Here is a 15,490-nt window from a genome sequence, read left to right as displayed (position 1 = left end):
CGTCCCTGAACTTCGGTTCAGGGACCAGCTCTTTTTTGTTTTCCGTCACTTGCCGTTCACGTTGTGCAGCCAACATCCGCAGACATGGGGACAGTTGGAATGTTGCGCGCCGCTGGTGTCGGTACCGGTGACGAGGTCGTCGTGCCCGCCTACGGGAACGCCGAGGTCGCCGAGGCCGTGGTCCTCGCGGGAGCGCTGCCGGTCTTCGCCGACATAGAGCCGGCGACGTACTGCCTCGACCCTGACGCCGTCGCCGCCGCGGTCACCCCGCGCACGGCCGCCGTCATCGTCGTGCACCGCTTCGGGAACCGGGCCGACGTACGGCGACTTCGCGACGTAGGGCAGCGGCAGGGGCTTCTCGTCCTGGAGCGGGGCGAGTCGGAGACCCCGCACGAGGGCTCTCAGCGGCGGCGGGCGCATGCCGCGTACCTCAGTGGCCGGCTCAGCGGAGTCATGACGCCGGACGGCGGCGAGGGGCACAGCTATCAGCAGTACGTGGTGCGTGTGCCCGGGAACGGGCGGCCGGACCGGGACGCGTTCGCACGCGCCGTACGGGCCAAGGGAGTCAACTGCTGGGTGCCCGTGAAGACGCCCGTGCACCGGCTGCCGCGGTTCCGCAGGGATGTGCGCCTGCCCGAGACCGAGCGGGCCGCGGACGAGACGCTGGCGTTGCCGGTCGACGCGTCGATGTCGCGGCGTGACCTCCAGCGCGTCGTCTCCGCCTGCAACGCGTTGGGTGGGCTTCTCCAGCCCGCCTTCTAGGAATGCGCGCGTCGCGTCAGGAAGCCTTTCTGGTGTGGGACTTGAAGAACTCCCACATCAGGTCGGTCGCGTTGACGCCGGCTTCCGGGTCGGACATGCCGCCGCCCGCGCCGTCCGGCCAGGAGTGGCCCATTTCGGGCAGCCGGTAGACGACCACGTCCGAGCCGTCGCGGCACTTCGCGGCCGTCCTCTTGATTTTCTTCCTCAGTTCCCGGGGCTCGCTCGGCTTGCAGGAGAGGCGCTTCTGCCAGGCGTCGATGCCCGCGTCCATGTCGGCGTAATGCTCATCGAGGCCGCCTATGAAGGTGATCACTGAGACCGGGGTCTTCGGCATGTACGAGGCCTTTTCCGCGTCGGTGCCGAGATAGCCGCCGCTGATCGGCGCGATGGCCGCGAAGGTGCCGGGGAGTTCGACGGCGAGCTTGTACGACATGTCGCCGCCGTTGGAGATGCCCGTCGCGTAGACGCGGGCCGGATCGGCGTTCCAGGTGCCGGTCAGCCTTTTGGTCAGCGTACGGATGAATCCGACGTCGTCCTCGGTGCCGCAGCAGATGAGGGCGTTGAAGCCTTGGTGGAGACCGTCGGGGTAGGCGACGAGGAAATTCTCCCTGTCGGCTTTGGTGTTCAGGCCGCTGATCGCGGCCATGGCTTTGCCGTCGGCCGGATAGGGGTGCATGGCGATGACGAGAGGCAGTTGCTCGGAGCGGGAGTATCCGGGTGGGGCGTGGACGGTGTAGACGCGCTTCTCGCCCTTCCAGGAGAGGGTGACCTTCTGGCTCCCGGGGCGCGGGATCTCCGTGGCTGCCGGCTTCTTTGTGGGCGCCGGGTCCGCGGTGCTTCTGTCGTCGTCGGATCCGCAGGCCACGAGCGGCAGGAGCAGGACGGTGGCCAGGGCCAAGGCGGACCGCGGATGCGTGACTCGTCTGGTCGGCATGCGCGCACAGTGGCAGTGCCGGGACCGGCGGTCCAGAGGAATGGGCGGTTCGGAGGGGCCTAAGAATTCAGGTATGATCTATTCCGTTGCCGCGCGGGAAACCGCGGAGGGCAGCAGGCCCCTATAGCTCAGTCGGTAGAGCGTCTCCATGGTAAGGAGAAGGTCAGCGGTTCGATTCCGCTTGGGGGCTCAACTTGTGAAGGCCTCCGCCCGGTTGGGCGGGGGCCTTCATCGCGTTCATGGGGCGGTGTGCGCCCGGGGCACCCTGAGGCGCCCCGGTGTGCTCAGTCCTTCTGCAGGCCCGGGACGCGCATCGCGAGAATGGCCATGTCGTCGGACGGGGCGTCGGAAGCGAAGCGCTCCACCGCGCGCATGATGCGGGCGGCCACCGCGCCGGCCGTCAGGCCCGTACAGGTCGTCAGAACCTCCGCGAGGCCGTCGTCGCCGAGCATGCGGGTGCCCTCGCGGCGCTCGGTGACGCCGTCGGTCACGCAGAGCAGGACGTCGCCGGGGTCGAGGGTCATCGTCTGCTCGTACAGTTCGAGGTCGTCCATGACGCCGAGCAGCGGCTGCGGTTCCGCGTACGGTTCGACCGTGCCGTCCTGGCGCAGGCGGAGCGGCAGCGGGTGGCCGGCGCAGACGATCTTCAGGACCGCGGAGCCGTCCTCCTGGGGCCACAACTCGCCGTAGAGGAGCGTCAGGAAGCGGCTGCGGGCCCCTTCGTCGAGGATCGCGGCGTTCAGGCGCTCCAGGACCGCGGGGCCGCCGAAGCCCTCGCGGGCGAGCAGGCGCAGCGCGTGCCGGGCCAGGCCCGTGACGGCGGCGGCCTCGGGGCCCGTGCCGCAGACGTCGCCGATGGCGAAGCCGTACGCGCCGTCGCGGATCGGGAAGAGGTCGTAGAAGTCGCCGCCGACCTCGTTGCCCTCGCCGGCCGCGCGGTAGATGACGTCGACCTCGACGCCCGGGATCTGGGGCAGGCCGGGCGGCAGCAGGCTGCGCTGGAGGGACTGGCTGATGGCCATGCGCTCGGAGTAGAGGCGGGAGTTGTCCAGCGCCAGGGCCGCTCGGCGGGACAGATCTTCGGCCAATTCCAGGATCTCTTGGCGGAAGTGCTCGTCCGAAGGCTTACCCAGCGTGAGCATGCCGATGACGCGGTTGCGGGCGACCAGGGGGAGGACGACGGTCTCGCCGCCCACCGCGGACGCCGTGGAGAGCGTCGTACCGATGCCCGAGCCGAGGGTCATGGGCTCGCCGAGGCCCAGGCTGCGCATGGAGGTGCGCAGGGCGGCCTGGTGCGCGGCCTCCGAGGGGGCAGCCCAGACGCGGGCGCCCGGGGTGGGGACCGGGTCCGGCGGGGCGATCTTGGAGAGGAGCGCCTTCAGTCCGTCGATGCGCTCCTCGTCCTCGTGCAGGACGTACGAGAGGTAGGGCTCGGCGGACTGGTCGGCGATGGTGTAGACGGCGCACCAGGTCGCGAGCGTCGGGACCGTCATCTGGGCCATGAGGGCCAGGGTCTGGTCGCGGTCGAGGGTGCCCGCGAGGAGGTCGGAGGCCTCGACGAGGAAGGAGAGCGAGCCGCGGCGGAGCCTTTCCAGCTCGCCGAGGCGCGCGGACTCCACGGCGAGGGCGATGCGGTCGGCGGCGAACTGCAGGCGCAGCGCCTCTTCGTTCGAGTACCGGTCGGGGGCCTCCGCGGCGACGCCGAGGGAGCCGGTGAGGCGGCCCTCGACCTTGAGGGGGACCGTGACGACGGAGCGCATGCCCGTGCCGCTGAGGAGCGGGACGGCGCCGGGGACGACGGTGAGGTCCTCGTGGACGGCCGGCATGCGGGCCGAGCCGTACCGCCCCGGGCCCGCCTCGACGGGGACGCGGGCGAAGCGCTGGCGGGCCGACGGCAGGCCCGTGGAGGCGCGGACCTCCAGCTCCGTCTCGTCGTCGGTGGCCAGGAGCAGGAAGGCCGCGTCGCCGTCGAGCATGTCGCGGGCGCGCTCGACGGTGCGCTGGAGCAGGCCGTCGAGGTCCTCGGGGGCGGGGGAGCCGATGAAGACCTCGAAGGGGTCCGTGGCGTTCGGCTCGCTGAGCGTGGCCTGCTCGGGTGTCGCGCCGCGCAGCGGGGTCTGCAGCACGGCGCGCTCGTCATCGCGTACGAGAAGGCAGACCGTGGACGGCTCGCCGCCGGTGTCGCGGACGCGCAGGTGCGAGGCGTAGACGGGGATGACGCGGCCGTGGGAGCCGCGGATGCCGTAGCTGCCTTCCCAGCGGGAGAGTTGCAGGGCCTCGGCGATGCCGGTGCTGGTGCCGGGGGTGTGGGGCCAGGCCGCCAGGTCGTTCAGCGGCTTGCCGGCGACCTGCTCGGCGGCGTACCCGAAGAGGTCCTCCGCGTCTTCGTTCCAGGCGGAGATGGCGCCCACGCGGTCGATCTGGATGACGGCGACGCGGATCCTGCCGTCGGCGACGGGCAGGAGGTCGGCCGGGAGCGCGGGGCCCGCGGTGCGGGTGCCCACCGAGCGGTGGGGGAGGTCCAGTTGGAACCAGACCTGTTTGTGCGTGGGGGTGTAGTCGACACCCCAGCGGGTGGCGAGCGCGGCGCAGAGCTGGAGGCCGCGGCCGCCTTCGCGGTCGGGGCTGCCCATGTTGATCGAGGACTGCTGGAGCGGGATCTCGCGCTCCGGATAGCGGTCGGAGACCTCGATGCGTACGGCGTCGTCGCTGCGCAGACAGAGGACGTCGGCGGCCGTGCCGGCGTGCACCACGGCGTTGGTCACCAGTTCGCTGGTGAGGACGACGGCGTCGTCGACGATGTCCGAGAACCCCCAGCCCTGGAGGGTGTCGCGCACGAATGAGCGGGCCGTCGCGACGGAACGGCCGACGGGCTCGAAGGTGGCAGCCGCACGCGCGGTGATCACAGCACTCCTCGTACGAGTATCGACGATGTCGACCGTGTCGACGCCCAGTTCTCGCGAACTCATGGTGCGGCCGCCCCTCCGATGCCCGCTTGTTCGTGTACCACCGCCCTGGCCGGGCAGGACCGGGGTGGTTGGACAGCCGGATGCAAGGTTACTTACCTTCGCCGTCCATGCTGATGCCGGTCGTCAGTGTTTCCGCCCGGAGGGTGTGCGGACGGTGTGCGAAGCTGCCGAACTGTTATGGCCTGGTTCGGCCATGGTGAAACACTGGGCAAGCTTCATGGAGACAGCCCGGGCAGCTCAAGCAGTAGGTCGACCCTTGCGGGAGGGACACAGTGGAGTCTGGCGCAGCGACGCGGGGCACTGACACGCGCGCGAAAGACGGACAGTCCCTGAATAAACAGCGCAAACCGCGCAATGGGGCGACTGCCTCCGTGGACGCGGCGGCCCTGAATCGGCTGCTCGCGGCGCTGGCGGCGATGCGGGACGGCAACTTCCGTAAGAGGCTTACGGTCTCCGGTGACGACGTCATGTCGCAGATCGCCGCGGTCTTCAACGAGGTCGCCGACCGGAATCTGCACCTGACGGGTGAGCTTTCGCGGGTGCGGCGCATGGTCGGACGTGAGGGAAAACTCACGGAACGGCTGGAGGGCGGAGCGAGCGAGGGCTCGTGGGCGGCCGCGATCGAGGCGTCGAACGCCCTGGTCGATGATCTTGTACGTCCCGTCTCCGAGGTCGGCCGGGTCCTCTCCGCGGTGGCGGAGGGCGACCTGGAGCAGCGCATGGAGCTGCGGGCGCAGGGGGTGGACGGGAACGGCCATCCGCTGCGCGGGGAGTTCCTCAAGGTCGGGCGGACGGTCAACAACCTCGTCGACCAGCTCTCCACCTTCACCGACGAGGTCACACGCGTGGCCAGCGAGGTCGGCACCGAGGGCAAGCTGGGCGGGCAGGCCAAGGTGCGCGGAATGTCCGGTTCGTGGAAGGACCTCACGGACTCGGTCAACACGATGGCGTACCGACTGACGGCGCAGGTGCGGGACATCGCGCTGGTGACGACGGCCGTGGCGAAGGGTGACTTGTCCCGGAAGGTCACGGTTCATGTCGCGGGCGAGATGCTGGAGCTGAAGAACACCGTCAACACGATGGTGGACCAGCTGTCCTCGTTCTCCTCCGAGGTGACCCGCGTCGCCCGCGAGGTCGGCACGGAGGGCGAGCTCGGGGGCCAGGCGCAGGTGCCCGGCGTGGCGGGGGTGTGGAAGGACCTCACCGACTCCGTGAACCTCATGGCGGGCAACCTCACCGCCCAGGTGCGGGGGATCGCGGAGGTGACGACCGCGGTCGCGAACGGTGATCTGTCGCGGAAGGTCACGGTGAGCGCGCGCGGCGAGGTCGCCCAGCTCGCCGAGACGATCAACCAGATGACCGAGACGCTGCGCACGTTCGCGGACGAGGTCACGCGCGTGGCCAACGAGGTCGGCGCGGAGGGGCAGCTCGGCGGTCAGGCCAATGTGCCGGGCGCGGCGGGGACCTGGAAGGACCTCACGGACTCGGTCAACACGGTCTTCCGCAACCTCACGACACAGGTGCGGGACATCGCGCAGGTGACGACGGCCGTGGCCAACGGCGACCTGTCGCAGAAGGTCACCGTCGATGTCGCGGGCGAGATGCTCGAACTGAAGAACACCGTGAACACGATGGTGGACCAGCTCTCCGCCTTCGGTTCCGAAGTCACGCGTGTGGCGCGTGAGATCGGCGTCGAGGGTGAGCTGGGCGGCCAGGCGCAGGTGCAGGGCGCGGCGGGCACGTGGAAGGACCTCACCGACTCGGTGAACACCGCCTTCCGCAACCTCACCGGGCAGGTGCGCAACATCGCGCAGGTGACGACGGCGGTGGCGAACGGCGACCTCTCGCAGAAGGTCACCGTGGACGTGTCCGGCGAGATGCTTCAGCTGAAGAACACCGTGAACACGATGGTGGACCAGCTGTCGTCCTTCGCCGACCAGGTCACGCGGATGGCGCGGGACGTGGGCACGGAGGGGCGCCTCGGCGGGCAGGCCCGCGTGGACGGCGTCAGCGGCACCTGGAAGGACCTGACCGACTCCGTCAACTTCATGGCGGGGAATCTGACGTCGCAGGTGCGTCAGATCGCGCAGGTGACGACGGCCGTGGCCCGCGGTGACCTGTCCCAGAAGATCGAGGTCGACGCGCGCGGCGAGATCCTGGAGCTGAAGAACACCATCAACACGATGGTGGACCAGCTCTCGGCCTTCGCCGACCAGGTGACCCGGGTGGCCCGCGAGGTGGGCACCGAGGGACGCCTGGGAGGCCAGGCGCAGGTGCCCGGCGTCGCCGGTGTGTGGCGGGATCTGACGGACTCCGTGAACGGCATGGCGGGCAACCTCACCGCGCAGGTGCGCAACATCGCGCAGGTCGCGACGGCGGTGGCCCGCGGTGATCTGTCCCAGAAGATCGACGTGGACGCGCGCGGCGAGATCCTGGAGCTGAAGAACACCCTGAACACGATGGTCGACCAGCTGTCGGCCTTCGCGGAGCAGGTCACGCGGGTCTCCCGCGAGGTGGGCACCGACGGCATCCTCGGCGGCCAGGCGGAGGTGCAGGGCGTCTCGGGCACCTGGAAGGACCTCACGCAGTCCGTGAACGGCATGGCGAACAACCTCACCCTCCAGGTGCGGAACATCGCCGAGGTCACCACGGCCGTCGCCATGGGCGACCTCTCCAAGAAGATCACCGTCGACGCGAAGGGCGAGATCCTCGAACTCGTCACGACGGTGAACACGATGGTCGACCAGCTCTCCTCGTTCGCCGAGCAGGTCACGCGCGTGGCCCGCGAGGTGGGCACGGAGGGCCAGCTGGGCGGCCAGGCGCGCGTGCCGGGCGTCACCGGCATCTGGAAGGACCTGAGCGACAACGTCAACCTGATGGCCAACAACCTGACCAGCCAGGTGCGGAACATCTCCCAGGTCTCGGCGGCGGTCGCCAACGGCGACCTCACCAAGAAGGTCACGGTCGAGGCGCGCGGCGAGGTCGCGCAGCTCGCCGACACGGTGAACACCATGGTGACGACGCTGAGTTCGTTCGCCGACGAGGTCACGCGTGTGGCCCGTGAGGTGGGCACGGACGGCATCCTGGGCGGCCAGGCGCGCGTGCCGGGCGTCTCCGGTACGTGGAAGGACCTCACCGAGTCCGTGAACTCGATGGCGTCCAACCTGACCGGACAGGTCCGCAACATCGCGATGGTGACCACCGCGATCGCCAAGGGCGATCTGACCAAGAAGATCGACATTGACGCCCGGGGCGAGATCCTGGAGCTCAAAACCACCATCAATACGATGGTCGACCAGCTGTCGTCCTTCGCCGAGCAGGTCACGCGGGTCGCCCGCGAGGTGGGCACGGAGGGCCAGCTGGGCGGTCAGGCACGCGTGCGTGACGTCGACGGAACATGGCGCGACCTCACCGAGTCCGTGAACGAGATGGCCGGAAACCTCACCCGCCAGGTGCGCGCCATCGCCAAGGTCGCCACCGCGGTCACCCGTGGTGACCTCAACCTCAAGATCGAGGTCGACGCGGCGGGCGAGATCCAGGTCCTTCAGGACAACATCAACACGATGATCGCGAACCTCCGCGACACCACCCTCGCCAACAAGGAACAGGACTGGCTCAAGGGCAACCTCGCGCGGATCTCCGGCCTGATGCAGGGCCGCCGCGACCTGGAGGACGTCGCCTCGCTGATCATGAGCGAGCTGACGCCGGTGGTCTCCGCGCAGCACGGAGCGTTCTTCCTGGCGATGCCCACGGACGACGGCAAGGATCTCGGTGGCGATCACGAGGACGCGTACGAGCTGCGCATGCTCGGCAGTTACGGCTACTCCATGGGGTCCATGCCGACGTCCTTCAGGCCCGGCGAGACGCTGATCGGCACGGCAGCCAAGGAGCGGCGCACGATCCTCGTGGAGAACGCGCCCTCCGGCTATCTGCGGATCGCGTCCGGCCTCGGCGAGGCGCCGCCCGCGCAGGTCATCGTGCTTCCGGTGCTCTTCGAAGGGACCGTGCTCGGCGTGATCGAGCTGGCCGCGTTCCAGCCGTTCACGCAGATCCAGAAGGACTTCCTCAGCCAGATCGCCGAGATGATCGCGACGAGTGTCAACACCATCAGCGTCAATACGAAGACCGAGGTGCTGCTCAAGCAGTCGCAGGAACTGACCGAACAACTGCGGGAACGTTCGGCGGAGTTGGAGAGTCGGCAGAAGGCGCTCCAGGACTCCAACGCGGAGCTGGAGGAGAAGGCCGAGCTGCTGGCCCAGCAGAACCGCGACATCGAGGTCAAGAACACCGAGATCGAAGAGGCCAGGCAGGTCCTGGAGGAGCGCGCCGAGCAGCTCGCGGTCTCGATGCGCTACAAGTCCGAGTTCCTGGCGAACATGTCGCACGAGCTGCGCACACCGCTCAACTCCCTGCTGATCCTCGCCAAGTTGCTCGCCGACAACGCCGACTCGAACCTCACCCCGAAGCAGGTGGAGTTCGCCGAGACGATCCACGGCGCGGGCTCGGACCTGCTCCAGCTCATCAACGACATCCTCGACCTGTCGAAGGTGGAGGCGGGCAAGATGGACGTCTCCCCGACGCGCATCGCCGTGGTCCAACTCGTCGACTACGTAGAGGCCACGTTCCGCCCGCTGACCGCGGAGAAGGGGCTCGACTTCTCCGTACGCGTGTCCCCGGAGCTGCCCGCGACGCTGCACACGGACGAGCAGCGCCTGCTCCAGGTGCTGCGCAACCTCCTGTCCAACGCGGTGAAGTTCACCGACTCCGGAGCGGTCGAGCTGGTGATCCGGCACGCCAACAACGACGTGCCCAACGCGATCCGCGAGCAGCTCCTGGAGGCCGGCTCACTGCGGGACGCGGGCGCCGACCTGATCGCCTTCTCGGTGACGGACACCGGCATCGGCATCGCCGCCAGCAAGATGCGGGTCATCTTCGAGGCGTTCAAGCAGGCCGACGGCACGACCAGCCGGAAGTACGGCGGCACGGGCCTCGGCCTGTCCATCAGCCGGGAGATCGCGCGGCTGCTCGGCGGTGAGATCCACGCCCAGAGCGAACCGGGCCGCGGCTCGACCTTCACGCTCTATTTGCCGCTGCACCCGAGCGAACTGCCTCCCCAGGGCTACGCGCAGCTCGCGCCCGCGCCCTCCGTGGCGGAGCTGCCCGCCCCGGAGAGCGCGTCGGCGGCGGCCGGGGCCACGGCGCCGGTCGAGCACACCGTGGTGCGCCAGGACGCGCCGACAGGCCCCGCGGCGCTCTTCCGGCGCCGCCGTCGCGCGGTGCCCACGCCGGAGCAGCCGCCCGTCATGCCGGGGCAGCCGGTGGGCGGCACCCAGGACCAGCGGCCGCAGGAGCAGTGGCCCGCCACGGGGACGGAGGCGCGGGCCGAGCGGCCCGGCTTCCACTTCGAGGGCGAGAAGGTCCTGATCGTCGACGACGACATCCGCAACGTCTTCGCGCTCACCAGCGTCCTGGAGCAGCACGGCCTGTCGGTGCTGTACGCCGAGAACGGCCGCGAGGGCATCGAGGTCCTGGAGCAGCACGACGACGTGACGGTCGTCCTGATGGACATCATGATGCCGGAGATGGACGGGTACGCGACGACGACGGCGATCCGCAGGATGCCGCAGTTCGCCGGGCTCCCGATCATCGCGCTCACGGCGAAGGCGATGAAGGGCGACCGGGAGAAGGCGATCGACTCCGGAGCTTCCGACTACGTCACGAAGCCGGTCGATCCGGATCACCTGTTGTCGGTGATGGAGCAGTGGATGCGCGGTCAATGACCGAGAACCGGCTTCGTCACACGGAGTTGCTGACAGAGTGTGGCCGAGGTCGTGTAGAACGGCGGTATTCGGGGAACCTTCTGGTCTCCCACCGCGTTTCTGCTACGTGCACAGTGACATCGCGGTGACAGGGTGTGGCGACAGGCGGGGTGCGGCTACCATGACCGGCACAAGGACGGGCGGCGCAAGGGAGTCGTCCTCTGGGGCGGCGCCCGGTGTACCGCCGGGGCGAGGAGGGCGGGCCATGGTGCAGAAGGCCAAGATCCTCCTGGTCGATGACCGGCCGGAGAATCTGCTGGCGCTGGAGGCCATCCTCTCTGCGCTCGATCAGACACTGGTGCGGGCATCTTCCGGGGAGGAAGCGCTCAAAGCACTACTCACGGACGACTTCGCGGTGATTCTGCTGGACGTCCAGATGCCAGGAATGGACGGTTTCGAAACCGCCGCGCACATCAAGCGGCGGGAGCGGACCCGGGACATCCCGATCATCTTCCTCACCGCCATCAACCACGGGCCGCATCACACCTTCCGCGGCTACGCGGCGGGTGCGGTGGACTACATCAGCAAGCCGTTCGACCCGTGGGTGCTGCGCGCGAAGGTCTCGGTGTTCGTCGAGCTGTACATGAAGAACTGCCAACTGCGGGAGCAGGCAGCCCTGCTGCGTCTCCAGCTCGAAGGCGGCGGCAAGTCCGCGGCGGGCGACCCGAAGGAGCCGGCGGGTCTGCTCGCCGAGCTGTCGGCGCGGCTCGCGGCCGTCGAGGAGCAGGCCGAGGCGCTCTCCAAGCAGCTGGACGACGAGTCGGCGGACGCCGCGGCGGTCGCCACCGCCGCCCATCTCGAACGCAAACTCACGGGTCTGCGGCGGGCTCTTGACGCCCTGGAACCGGGCACCGGCAGCGGCGCCACATCGGTCCCCTCGCAGAACTGACGCGGTACGTCGCCCCGCGGACCCGGTGAGTTCCCGTCAGTTCACCGTCTCCGCAAGGGCGACACGGACGGGTGAAGCAGTGGGCACACGTGTCCGCAGTGGTCGACAACGGTAACCTCACACCCATGGCCTCACGTCAGCCCGCAGCCAAGAAGACGCCCGCGAAGAAGGCGGCCGCGCCGACGAAGGCTCCGGTGAAGAAGGCCGCTGCCAAACCGCCCGCGAAGAAGACCGCGGCGAAGAAGGCGCCCGCGAAGAGGGCACCGGCCAAGAAGGCCGCGGTGCAGAAGCCCGCGTCGGCGCCCAGTCCCACCGGCGGCGTGTACCGCCTGGTGCGTGCCGTCTGGCTCGGCGTCGCGCACGCGGTCGGCGCCACGTTCCGCGGCATAGGGCGCGGCGCGAAGGGCCTGGACCCGGCGCACCGCAAGGACGGCCTCGCCCTGCTGCTGCTCGGCACCGCCCTGATCGTCGCGGCGGGCACCTGGTCGAATCTGCGGGGCCCCGTCGGCGACCTCGTCGAGGCCCTGGTGACCGGCGCCTTCGGCCGCCTCGACCTGCTCGTGCCGCTGCTGCTCGGCACCATCGCCGTACGCCTCATCCGCCACCCGGAGAGGCCCGAGGCGAACGGCCGCATCGTGATCGGCCTGTCCGCCCTGGTCATCGGCGTCCTCGGCCAGGTCCACGTGGCGTGCGGCTCACCGGCCCGCAGCGACGGCATGCAGGCGATAAGGGACGCAGGCGGCCTGATCGGCTGGGGCGCCTCCACGCCGCTGATCTACACCATGGGCGAGATCCTCGCGGTGCCGCTGCTGGTGCTGCTCACCGTCTTCGGGCTCCTCGTCGTCACGGCGACGCCCGTCAACGCCATCCCGCAGCGGCTGCGGCTGCTCGGCATCAAGCTCGGCGTGATCCAGCCGGATCCCGAGGTCGACGAGTTCGGCGGCGACGACGAGCGCTACGACGAGCAGTGGCGCGAGGCGCTGCCCGCCCGGTCCTCGCGCCGGCGCACCGCCGCCCCCGACGCGTACGCCCCCGACCCCGCCGAGGAGGAGGCGCTCACCAAGCGCCGCAGGCCGCGCAGGACCCCCGTACAGCCGGACATGGGCCGGCCGATGGACGCCGTGGACGTGGCGGCCGCCGCGGCCGCAGACCTGGACGGCGCCGTCCTGCACGGCATGCCGCCCTCGCCGCTGGTCGCCGATCTGACGCAGGGGGTCTCGGGGGAGCGCGAAGAGCGCGAGGAGCGGGCACGTACGGCCCCCGTGCCGCCCGCGCGCGCCCAGAACGCGCCGGTGCCCGGCAAGCTCAGGAAGAAGCCGCAGGAGGCCGCTGAGGGCGTCGTTCCGGACCTCACCAAGTCCGCGCCCGACACCCCCCGCGACCTGCCGCCACGCGCCGAGCAGCTCCAGCTCGCCGGCGACATCACGTACGCGCTGCCCTCGCTCGACCTCCTGGAGCGCGGCGGCCCCGGCAAGACCCGCAGCGCCGCCAACGACGCGGTCGTGGCCTCACTGACGAACGTGTTCACGGAGTTCAAGGTCGACGCGCTCGTCACCGGCTTCACGCGCGGCCCGACGGTCACGCGCTACGAGATCGAGCTCGGCCCCGCCGTGAAGGTCGAGAAGATCACGGCGCTGGCCAAGAACATCGCGTACGCGGTCGCCTCCCCGGACGTGCGGATCATCTCGCCGATCCCCGGCAAGTCCGCGGTCGGCATCGAGATCCCCAACACCGACCGCGAGATGGTCAACGTCGGCGACGTGCTGCGCCTCGCGGACGCCGCCGAGGACGACCACCCGATGCTCGTCGCGCTCGGCAAGGACGTCGAGGGCGGCTATGTCATGGCCAACATGGCGAAGATGCCGCACATCCTGGTCGCCGGAGCCACCGGCTCCGGCAAGTCGTCCTGCATCAACTGTCTGATCACCTCGATCATGATGCGGGCGACCCCCGAGGACGTACGGATGGTCCTCGTCGACCCCAAGCGCGTCGAGCTCACCGCGTACGAGGGCATCCCGCACCTGATCACGCCGATCATCACCAACCCCAAGCGGGCCGCCGAGGCACTCCAGTGGGTCGTGCGCGAGATGGATCTGCGCTACGACGACCTGGCGGCGTTCGGCTACCGGCACATCGACGACTTCAACCGGGCCGTCCGCGAGGGCAAGCTCAAGACGCCCGAGGGCAGCGAGCGGGAGCTGCAGGCCTACCCGTATCTGCTGGTGATCGTCGACGAGCTCGCCGACCTGATGATGGTCGCGCCGCGCGACGTCGAGGACTCGATCGTGCGCATCACGCAGCTCGCGCGCGCGGCCGGCATCCACCTGGTGCTCGCCACGCAGCGGCCCTCCGTGGACGTCGTGACCGGTCTGATCAAGGCGAACGTCCCTTCGCGGCTCGCCTTCGCGACCTCCTCGCTCGCGGACAGCCGCGTCATTCTCGACCAACCGGGTGCAGAGAAACTCATCGGAAAGGGTGATGGTCTCTTCCTGCCGATGGGGGCGAACAAGCCCACCCGAATGCAGGGCGCCTTCGTCACCGAGGACGAGATCCACGCGGTGGTCCAGCACTGCAAGGACCAGATGGCGCCCGTCTTCCGCGACGACGTGACCGTCGGCACCAAGCAGAAGAAGGAGATCGACGAGGACATCGGCGATGACCTCGATCTGCTGTGCCAGGCCGCTGAACTGGTCGTTTCCACCCAGTTCGGGTCCACGTCGATGCTCCAGCGCAAGCTGCGCGTGGGCTTCGCCAAGGCCGGACGGCTGATGGACCTCATGGAGTCGCGCTCCATCGTGGGCCCGAGCGAGGGCTCCAAGGCGCGGGACGTTCTCGTGAAACCCGATGAGCTGGACGGCGTGCTCGCCGTGATCCGCGGGGAGGCTCACCCGTAAGAATCGTGAGGCAACCGTTTCCCTTCGGCATACGTCAAGTTGAGCGAGGGACAGGAGAATGTCCACCATCGGGATGTCCGGCCATTCCGATGGCGTACAAAGACCGTCCGTCCGGTTGCCCCACTCTTTCGCGGCCCCCCTAAACTGAACCTCCGGCAGGTGGCTACACGCTCGAAAGGCGCCCCCGTGTCCATCGGCAAATCCCCTGAAGACGACCGACCTTCAGACGACCGCCTCGACCGAACCGCCGGCCCGGCCGACGAGAGCCCGGCCGACGAGAGCCAGGCAAGTGACCGCCCGGCCGACGACCGGCCCTCGATCGGCCACGTCCTGCGGCAGGCGCGCGTCGACGTCGGCCTGACCGTCGACGAGGTCAGCACGTCCACCCGGGTGCGCATCCCCATCGTGCACGCGATCGAGCAGGACGACTTCTCGCGGTGCGGCGGCGACGTGTACGCCCGTGGCCACATCAGGACGCTGGCGCGCGCCGTCGGGCTCGATCCGGTCCCGCTGCTCGCGCGGTACGACGAGGGGCGCGGCGGACGTCCGCCCGGGCCCACGCCGGCGGCGCCCCTCTTCGAGGCCGAACGCATCCGCTCCGACGCGCGCCGGCCGAACTGGACCGCCGCCATGGTCGCAGCGATCGTCGCGGTGATCGGCTTCGTCGGCTTCACCGCTTTCAACGGCGGGGACGACGGTGCCGGGCCGAACGCGGTCGCCGAGGGCTCCGAGCCCGCCACCACCAAGCCCGCCCAGAAGCCCAAGCCCAACAAGCCCGCCGACCCCAAACCCGACCCGTCGGACAGCGCCATCGCCGGTGTGCCGGGCGACAAGGTCACGGTCAAGGTCGCCGCCGCGGACGGCCGCAGCTGGATCTCGGCCAAGGATCACAACGGCCGCACGCTCTTCGACGGCGTCCTGGAGCAGGGCCAGGACAAGACGTTCCAGGACAAGAAGAAGATCGACCTCGTCCTCGGCGACGCGGGCGCGATCCATCTGTACGTGAACGGCAAGCAGGTCGAGAACGAATTCGAGCCCGGTCAAGTGGAGCGCCTCACTTACACCAAGGGTGACCCGGAAGTCGGCTGACCGACGCCCGCGGGGCGGCTGACCTGCGACGCGGCCCGGACCGCGGTGACGTCGGGATGACGTGCCGACGACCGCGGACCGACGGCCGGGTAACCCTGGCGGCCGGGGCCGATCCATGGACGAAGTAGTCTTGA

7 protein-coding genes and 1 tRNA gene are annotated in these 15,490 nt (G+C 69.5%); 6 read left to right on the top strand and 2 right to left on the bottom strand.

The features are described 5' to 3' along the window. The first annotated feature begins 99 nt into the window (after nt 1–99). Entirely contained in the window at nt 100–762 is a 663-nt protein-coding gene (locus ACWDVB_RS02505; protein WP_451518397.1) for a DegT/DnrJ/EryC1/StrS family aminotransferase, read from the top strand. Nucleotides 763–778: 16 nt separating this feature from the next. Here the strand turns inward: ACWDVB_RS02505 and ACWDVB_RS02500 are convergent, their stop codons facing one another. Next, nucleotides 779–1,696, bottom strand: a complete 918-nt coding sequence (locus ACWDVB_RS02500) for an alpha/beta hydrolase family esterase (RefSeq protein ID WP_451518390.1) — start codon at nt 1,694–1,696, stop codon at nt 779–781. A 117-nt stretch (nt 1,697–1,813) separates the two neighbouring features. Between ACWDVB_RS02500 and ACWDVB_RS02495 the strand changes: the two genes are divergently transcribed. Continuing rightward, a tRNA-Thr gene (locus tag ACWDVB_RS02495) sits at nt 1,814–1,886 on the top strand. Nucleotides 1,887–1,980: 94 nt separating this feature from the next. On the opposite strand, the gene ACWDVB_RS02490 is transcribed toward ACWDVB_RS02495, so the two are convergent. Further along, complete coding sequence (locus tag ACWDVB_RS02490) at nt 1,981–4,602, bottom strand: SpoIIE family protein phosphatase (RefSeq protein ID WP_451518396.1); 2,622 nt, start codon at nt 4,600–4,602, stop codon at nt 1,981–1,983. Nucleotides 4,603–4,937: 335 nt separating this feature from the next. Here ACWDVB_RS02490 and ACWDVB_RS02485 point away from each other — a divergent pair, with 335 nt between their 5' ends. The 4 genes from ACWDVB_RS02485 (at nt 4,938) to ACWDVB_RS02470 (ending at nt 15,356) form a co-directional block, all read left to right on the top strand. Next, the gene (locus ACWDVB_RS02485; RefSeq protein WP_451518389.1) at nt 4,938–10,445 is read left to right on the top strand and encodes a HAMP domain-containing protein; all 5,508 of its coding nucleotides are present in this window, start codon (nt 4,938–4,940) and stop codon (nt 10,443–10,445) included. 244 nt (nt 10,446–10,689) lie between these two features. Continuing rightward, nucleotides 10,690–11,373 (top strand): response regulator, encoded by a 684-nt coding sequence (locus ACWDVB_RS02480; protein WP_451518388.1) that lies wholly within the window; start codon nt 10,690–10,692, stop codon nt 11,371–11,373. A gap of 125 nt (nt 11,374–11,498) precedes the next feature. Continuing rightward, nucleotides 11,499–14,267, top strand: coding sequence for a DNA translocase FtsK (locus ACWDVB_RS02475; protein ID WP_451518387.1), 2,769 nt, complete (start codon nt 11,499–11,501; stop codon nt 14,265–14,267). A gap of 186 nt (nt 14,268–14,453) precedes the next feature. Then, nucleotides 14,454–15,356, top strand: coding sequence for a helix-turn-helix domain-containing protein (locus tag ACWDVB_RS02470; RefSeq protein WP_451518386.1), 903 nt, complete (start codon nt 14,454–14,456; stop codon nt 15,354–15,356). Nucleotides 15,357–15,490: the final 134 nt, after the last annotated feature.

It is taken from the genome of Streptomyces sp. NPDC003379 (assembly GCF_053589195.1).
Note: the sequence above shows the minus strand (reverse complement) of the source record. Positions and strands in the feature narration are given on the sequence as shown.

Coding starts and splice junctions, on each gene's coding strand:
- ACWDVB_RS02480 (WP_451518388.1), top strand. CDS start 10,690: ATGGTGCAGAAGGCCAAGATCCTCCTGGTCGATGACCGGCCGGAGAAT.
- ACWDVB_RS02475 (WP_451518387.1), top strand. CDS start 11,499: ATGGCCTCACGTCAGCCCGCAGCCAAGAAGACGCCCGCGAAGAAGGCG.
- ACWDVB_RS02500 (WP_451518390.1), bottom strand. CDS start 1,696: ATGCCGACCAGACGAGTCACGCATCCGCGGTCCGCCTTGGCCCTGGCC.
- ACWDVB_RS02505 (WP_451518397.1), top strand. CDS start 100: ATGTTGCGCGCCGCTGGTGTCGGTACCGGTGACGAGGTCGTCGTGCCC.